The organism is Polynucleobacter sp. AP-Nickl1-40-C4, assembly GCF_035012665.1.
In the GTDB taxonomy this organism is placed as follows: Bacteria; Pseudomonadota; Gammaproteobacteria; order Burkholderiales; family Burkholderiaceae; genus Polynucleobacter.
In genome coordinates this window covers 424,863-431,071 of record NZ_JAYGQR010000002.1, presented here as the reverse complement: position 1 = coordinate 431,071, position 6,209 = coordinate 424,863, and the positions used below count along the sequence as shown (strand labels likewise).

At 43.2% G+C, this 6,209-nt stretch carries 7 protein-coding genes; 5 read left to right on the top strand and 2 right to left on the bottom strand.

Going from position 1 to position 6,209, the window contains the following annotated elements; translation table 11 throughout:
* Positions 1 to 2,415: TonB family protein (locus VC182_RS04525; RefSeq protein ID WP_323484628.1), on the top strand; the 2,415-nt coding region annotated here is incomplete at its 5' end.
* A 92-nt stretch (positions 2,416 to 2,507) separates the two neighbouring features.
* On the opposite strand, the gene VC182_RS04520 is transcribed toward VC182_RS04525, so the two are convergent.
* Positions 2,508 to 3,329 carry a M48 family metalloprotease gene (locus tag VC182_RS04520; RefSeq protein WP_323484627.1) on the bottom strand — a complete coding sequence of 274 codons (822 nt, stop codon included), beginning with the start codon at positions 3,327 to 3,329 and terminating at the stop codon, positions 2,508 to 2,510.
* Between the two features lie 335 nt (positions 3,330 to 3,664).
* Between VC182_RS04520 and VC182_RS04515 the strand changes: the two genes are divergently transcribed.
* The 4 genes from VC182_RS04515 to VC182_RS04500 all read left to right on the top strand — a co-directional run bounded on the left by VC182_RS04515 (position 3,665) and on the right by VC182_RS04500 (position 5,813).
* Positions 3,665 to 3,970, top strand: a complete 306-nt coding sequence (locus VC182_RS04515; protein WP_323484626.1) for a hypothetical protein — start codon at positions 3,665 to 3,667, stop codon at positions 3,968 to 3,970.
* Between the two features lie 9 nt (positions 3,971 to 3,979).
* Positions 3,980 to 4,240: a hypothetical protein gene (locus VC182_RS04510; RefSeq protein WP_323484625.1), complete on the top strand. Its 261-nt coding sequence runs from the start codon at positions 3,980 to 3,982 to the stop codon at positions 4,238 to 4,240.
* 144 nt (positions 4,241 to 4,384) lie between these two features.
* On the top strand, positions 4,385 to 4,936 hold the full coding sequence (locus VC182_RS04505) for a hypothetical protein (protein WP_323484624.1): 552 nt from the start codon (positions 4,385 to 4,387) through the stop codon (positions 4,934 to 4,936).
* Between the two features lie 40 nt (positions 4,937 to 4,976).
* A complete protein-coding gene (locus VC182_RS04500) occupies positions 4,977 to 5,813 on the top strand; it encodes a peptidylprolyl isomerase (RefSeq protein ID WP_323484623.1) in 837 nt (278 codons plus the stop codon).
* 107 nt (positions 5,814 to 5,920) lie between these two features.
* On the opposite strand, the gene VC182_RS11560 is transcribed toward VC182_RS04500, so the two are convergent.
* Complete coding sequence (locus VC182_RS11560) at positions 5,921 to 6,166, bottom strand: type II toxin-antitoxin system CcdA family antitoxin (protein WP_416350573.1); 246 nt, start codon at positions 6,164 to 6,166, stop codon at positions 5,921 to 5,923.
* Positions 6,167 to 6,209 lie beyond the last annotated feature (43 nt).

The following is a 6,209-nucleotide window of genomic DNA, read 5'->3' as shown; positions in this document are numbered from 1 at the left end:
CCAGGTAATACTTTAAATACCGTGACCTTAAGCAAGGCTGCTTTAGGTATTGCCGTAGCAGGTACCTATAACGGCACGAATAGCTACACCAATGGCACTGGTAATGAAACCATCACCTTAACGGGCTTAGTAGCTAGTGATGCCACTAAAGTGACCAACAATAGCAATAACAATGGTGTGACCGCTACCATCAATAGCCAAGACGTGAGCGCTAATGCGACTAACTTCACTTCAAGCATTGCTACAAGCATCTTTACTGTTGGTAACTACGCGCTCTATAACACTGCTAGTGCAAGCGCAACATACAACACCACACCAGGTAATACTTTAAATACCGTGACCTTAAGCAAGGCTGCTTTAGGTATTGCCGTAGCAGGTACCTATAACGGCACGAATAGCTACACCAATGGCACTGGTAATGAAACCATCACCTTAACGGGCTTAGTTGGTAGTGATATTGGTAAGAACGGGGTAGTTGCAACGATTAATAGCGCGAACGTAGCCGATAACAGCACGAACTATGTCAGCTCTTACACTGCTAGCGGCTTTACGATCGGTAACTACCTGATTAATACTGGTGTGAACACGAGCGGTAACGCTGGCTCAGTAGTCGGTAGCGCTAATAGCACTGGTAACAATAGCGTGAACTTAAGTAAAGCGGCTTTAGGTCTTGCTATCACCAGCACCTATAATAGCAGTAATACCTTTACAAACACCATTACATCTACTGGACTAGTGGGTGGCGATGTTATTACTAGTGCTACTACTACTGCGCTCAACGTTGCCGACAATGCCACGAACTACGTGACTGGTATTAGTGGTACAGCGGCCAACGGCGGGGCAGTGAACCTATCGAACTACACAATTTCTGGTGGTCGCGTCACGACCCCTGGATATACCCAAAACTTGGTTACTTTAAGTGGTGCACCGCTTGCGATTACCGTCAGTGGCACCTATAACGGTACTACTAGCTTTACCAATAGCAATGCCACGATTAATGTCGCTGGTTTAGTAGGCGGTGAAACCCTGGTCGTTACAGGCGTCAATGTCAACAGTAAAGATGTTGCAGCTAATGGTAGCAACTATGTGACAGGCATTACCTCAAGCACCGGTAGTGCAACGTTAAATAACTATGCAATTAATTCAGGCTATACGGCTGCTAATTCACCATTGGCTGCTAGAGCTACTGCAAGCACTACACCGAATGCCGTAACGATCTCTTCATTAGGATTAAATAGCATCAATATCAATGCTGACAAAACCTATGATGGTACCAATAGCTTCTATGTCACATCAGGTAGCTTAGCTAGCAACTTTACTTATACCTTGACTGGTATGGTTAATGGTGATGCAGCGCCAACGATTACCGGTGGTAATGCTACGGTAAGCTCAGCCAATGCTGCTACCTATAACAGTTTTGTCACCAATACGTTTACCTTGTCTAACACCAACTACACGTTTGGTGGCGGGGCAGTCAATGCTACGATTAACAAAGCACCGATTACCATTAGTACATCTAATGTAGTGAAAACCTACGATGCTAGCTTGAGCGCTCTTGGAACAGCGATTGTCACTAGCGGCACTTTATATACCAACGCAAGCAATAGCAGTACGACAGACTCGTTGAGCGGTGGCGCCTTTGCTTATACCAATGCTAATGTAGGATCTGGTAATAAAACGGTTACGGTTGCTGGTGTCACAGTCAATGATGGCAATAATGGAAATAACTACACTGTTACCTATGCGAATAACACCACCAGTACGATCAATAAAGCAAACTTAAGTATTACTGGTGCGGTTGCTAGCAAAGCCTACACTGGTAGCGTTCAAACCAATACCTATAGCACTTCTGGATTATTGGGTAGCGATAACGTGACGGGCGTCGCGGGCTTAGCTTCACGTACTCAACCAGGCACAACTGGTGATAATTTAAGTAGTGCAACTGGAACAGGAATTTCTAACTATCAAATTAACTTTGTGAATGGCAGCTTAACTATTCTTGCTGCAAGTGAACCACCACTCCCCCTACCTATATTGTTGCCACCACCTCCATCTCCGCCAGCTCCGCCGCCAGCAGTCACTACTATTCAGGTGAGTGGTGGCGCCCTTGGGCTTGCCCCAGTCGTGAGTTCTCCATCAGTGAACGTTAGCGCATCACCAGTCCCTGTTTCTGGGTCTGCCCCAGCCTATCCAGCAGCTGCTCAAGCCTCTGGTACCAGTGGAAAGGTAATCTTAGATATTGTGGTTGATGCATCCGGTAAGGTTACTAAAGTCACGGTAGTTAGTTCTAGTGGCTCAGGTGATCTAGATGCCGCGGCGGTTACCGCAGCGCAATCTTGGGTTTATGAACCAGCTGCTGGTAGCGCACCCCGCATAGCGACCTCAGAGATAAATTTCGCTGTGGCTAGAAATTAATTTTGGTAGCGGTAGTTAATAAATCAGTTATGGGCTTTCATCTGTCTGCTTACTTCAATCTTATAAGCAACATTGGATTCAATAATCGTCATTCAATAGCTCTCAACAAACCCCTCAAACTCTTCAGAATCTGATTGAGCAAGCTCTACTATAGGAGTAGGAGTAGCTTGGATTATGGGCGCTGTTTCAAACTTAAAAGAAGCTGTGCATTCAGTGCTATTGCTAGAGTACTGTTCAAAAGTTTGAGCAACTTGCATGCGCTCTGCATTACTAGGGTGGGTAGGCAAATAAACATCATTTCCTTGTAATTCTTTTAAACCTTGTGCCAATTTATACACACCATTGGCAGAGTAGCCTGCCTGGGTAGCCCAATACATACCCAATAGATCGGCAGCCCGTTCTTGATTGCGACTGTCATCATAAGAAGACAATTTGGCGCTATCTACAGGAATAGAGCGATCGGCAATGTTGTTATTTGCCAACCCATAAAGGGGTTTAGTAGTTGGTATAAGGGAATTTCCAGCAAAAATGTTGTGATTTTCCTCATGCTCTGTATGCCCTAAATAATGGTGCGCCAATTCATGGCCAAGGGTAGTGGCTAGAACATCGGGATTGTTGCCAAAGCGCAACAAAAAGCCACTTGTCAGAATAATGAGGTCATAGCCTTGTTGTTTTTTGGCAAAAGCGTTGACCTCATTAGAGGCTGTCAGACCAATAGTGAAGTTCTTATTAGTCTGCGCCTGAATGCGTTTATGGACGATGGCCAATTGCATCAAAACCTCTGCAGAAAGCCCTAAATTGAGCTGTCTAGGTAGATTTTGATCGCCTTTTTCAATAGCTTTCCACCACTGTGCATTCGGAATCTGCACAGCAAATGAGTTATTTTGGGCTGCCTGAGCAGTAGTGTGAAGCATACAAATTGCCCAGAACACAGCGATTATTTTGTTGATCTTCATTGCCTACATCCTCTTAAGTTATTGATTTTTTTGAAAAATTCCTAACTAAGCCCTAGGGCGTAATAAGCAACTTTAAAGAAAAGTACTATCAAAAGTGCTATTAATAGTACTTTTATAAGAATCTTCTAAAGCATTGAAAAGACTTGATAAATAGCTTTATAGAAGCTTCTATTAAATGTACTGTTAATAGAGAAATGAATAATACTACTTAGAGAGTAAAAAGCAAATATTTATTTATACGCTAAAGTGTGTAATAATTAGTACTGTTAATCAGGCCCTGAATAAGGTGACGTATGAACGCAATCTCTGCCAATGATTTAAAGGTCAAAGGAATTAAAGCTTTGGAGGAAGAGCTGACTTCACAGTCAGAAGTGGCAGTGCGTGTGCGTGGCCAGCTGAAATATGTCGTGATGACCCATGAACATTACCAATACATGCGTGAATGCGAACTAGAGGCGGCGTTATCAGAGTCCCGTGCAGACATAGAAGCAGGGCGTTATGAGGCGGTATCGCCTGGCGAACACTTGAAAAAAATTAAAAGTGGGCCCCAGAAAAACGACCACTCGAGTTCACGAACTACATCCCATACGTCCAAGTGAGGGATTGAGGTGAAAGAGCTTGTTTTTACGGACCGTTATGCAAAGCGCGCTACCCAATTTCTGAAAGCGCATCCAGAAGTCGAGACTCAGTATGCAAAAGCGCTTCAATTGCTTCAAATGAACCCGATTCACCCGTCGTTACGTCCTCACTCCTTTGAGGGCAGGTTAGCTGGGGTGCAGACTGTTACCTTAAGCTCCATTACATTAGAAATGTTATTAAGCGGTGAGCAGGTAGTACTTCTCAATATTGCCTCAAATCAATTAGATTAAATTTCTTTGATTGTATAAATTGATGGCCCTGTGACTTCATGATTCATTGGAAGTTTGCCCTTAAGCGAGCTATTGTCAGGTAATATGATGTAGTGAGCTAAGGCTATATCTGGTGTCTTGTAGTCATTTAGATAAAGAGGCGATATGGGCATTAAACAATTAAATGCAACGTATCTTATCCATGAAGATCGAATTCTATTTCGCTTTAATACGGATGAGGCTGCAGAGTTTCGTTTCTGGTTTACGCGGCGCGTTAGCCTATTCATCCTGGGAGCCACCGCTCATTTATATGAAAAACAACTCGAAAAAAACCATGCCCCCGAGACTGCAAAAGCAATTGCTCAATTTGAGCAAGCAAGCCTGGAAGATCAGATAAGTCATTCCGATGGATCTGGAAAGGCTGAGGAGTATCAGGGCGGCACTCAATACCCTTTAGGTGCTGATGCACTATTAGTGATGGATGTTAAATGTCAACTCACTAACGAGAGTGGGGCTGATGTCCTTTCTCTTGATTTTATTTTGCCAGGTAATGCTAATTTAAATTTAAAACTGGATGGGCGGATGCTCCAAGCTTTGTGTGTTTTACTCAATCACCTGGTAGTCAATGCTCAGTGGCAAACTCCTTCCCAACTGCCAGCTGGCGAACCTGAACAAGTCTCCTTAGAAAAATCTGCTACCAAAATTCCGTTGCATTAAGTCACCAATTGAATAGTTATCAGTCAAAAAATTTATTTCGATGAAAAAAATCTTATCCATCACCTGCCTTTTGGCTCTAGTTAGCCTCGGAACATTTGCAAGCGCTGCTGAGCCCGCTTCGAAAAAAGAAACTCATGAGGACCTTAGTTTTTTTGCCTTAGTCAATGGAGTACATCTACCAGAGGACCTTCTTGAAATAAATGTGAAGAATGCAGTTGCTGCCGGGCAAGCGGATACTCCAACATTGAGAAATAACCTTAAGCAAGAATTAATCAACCGTGAGCTCTTGGCTCAAGAGGCTATAAGAATAGGCTTAGATCAAAAAATAGATCTTAATGCTCAATATTTGCAGTTAAAACAAACTTTATTAATTCAGGCAATGGTGCAAGAGTATCTGAGCAGCCATCCAATGACCGATGCCGTTTTGCAGGCAGAATATGATCGTCAAACCAAAGAGTTAGGCGGCTCAGGTCCCGCTAGTACGCAATATCGACTGAGCCAAATAGTGGTGGGAAGCCAATCTAGTGCCATAGGATTAATTGCCAGAATTAGCCAAGGCGACTCTTTTGAAAAATTGGCTAAGGAATATTCTATTGATGCAGCTTCTAAGAAAGAGGGTGGTCAGATAGGCTGGGTTTCTTTAGGGCAGTTACCTAAAGAGATCAGTAGTGTTGTTAGCACTCTTGCAAAAGGCGCTTCTAGTAGCACGCCAATTTCTTTTCGTGGGTCATGGTTTATTGTCAAGTTGGACGATACGCGGGAAGTCAAAACCAAAAGTTTTAGCCAATCGAAGCCACAATTAGAGCAGGCAATCATCCAAAACTATCTAGTTGAAAATGTCAAAATGCTTCGCCAGCGTGCTCGAATTTCTCAATAATCGAGCAGGGATTCACTACCCATCAAGTAGGTCAGTTTGAACATCAAGAATATAAGGCCTTTTTTTGGTGGGGTGATCGACATTCTGTTAAACGCTAAATCTGACGATTAGAAAGTTCTCCACTTGTCGAGCGGAAGTCCGTCTTGATCAGTAATTTGATTGTATTCGCTGATAAATTTTGCATACTCCAGTTTCCAGAGCCGCCCCTTTTCTTGCCTTACAAGTGACTCTAAAAAGGCATCACATACTTTCGATATATTGATTCCTAACTTTTTTGCCTCAGCCAATACTTGAGTATTGAGCGTGAGATTAGTAGCCTTTTTTAAGCCTCTTACTTTGTTATAGGTGCGGATGGAGCCATGGATGATGATGTCTTAATCATAGGCAGAATTTGTA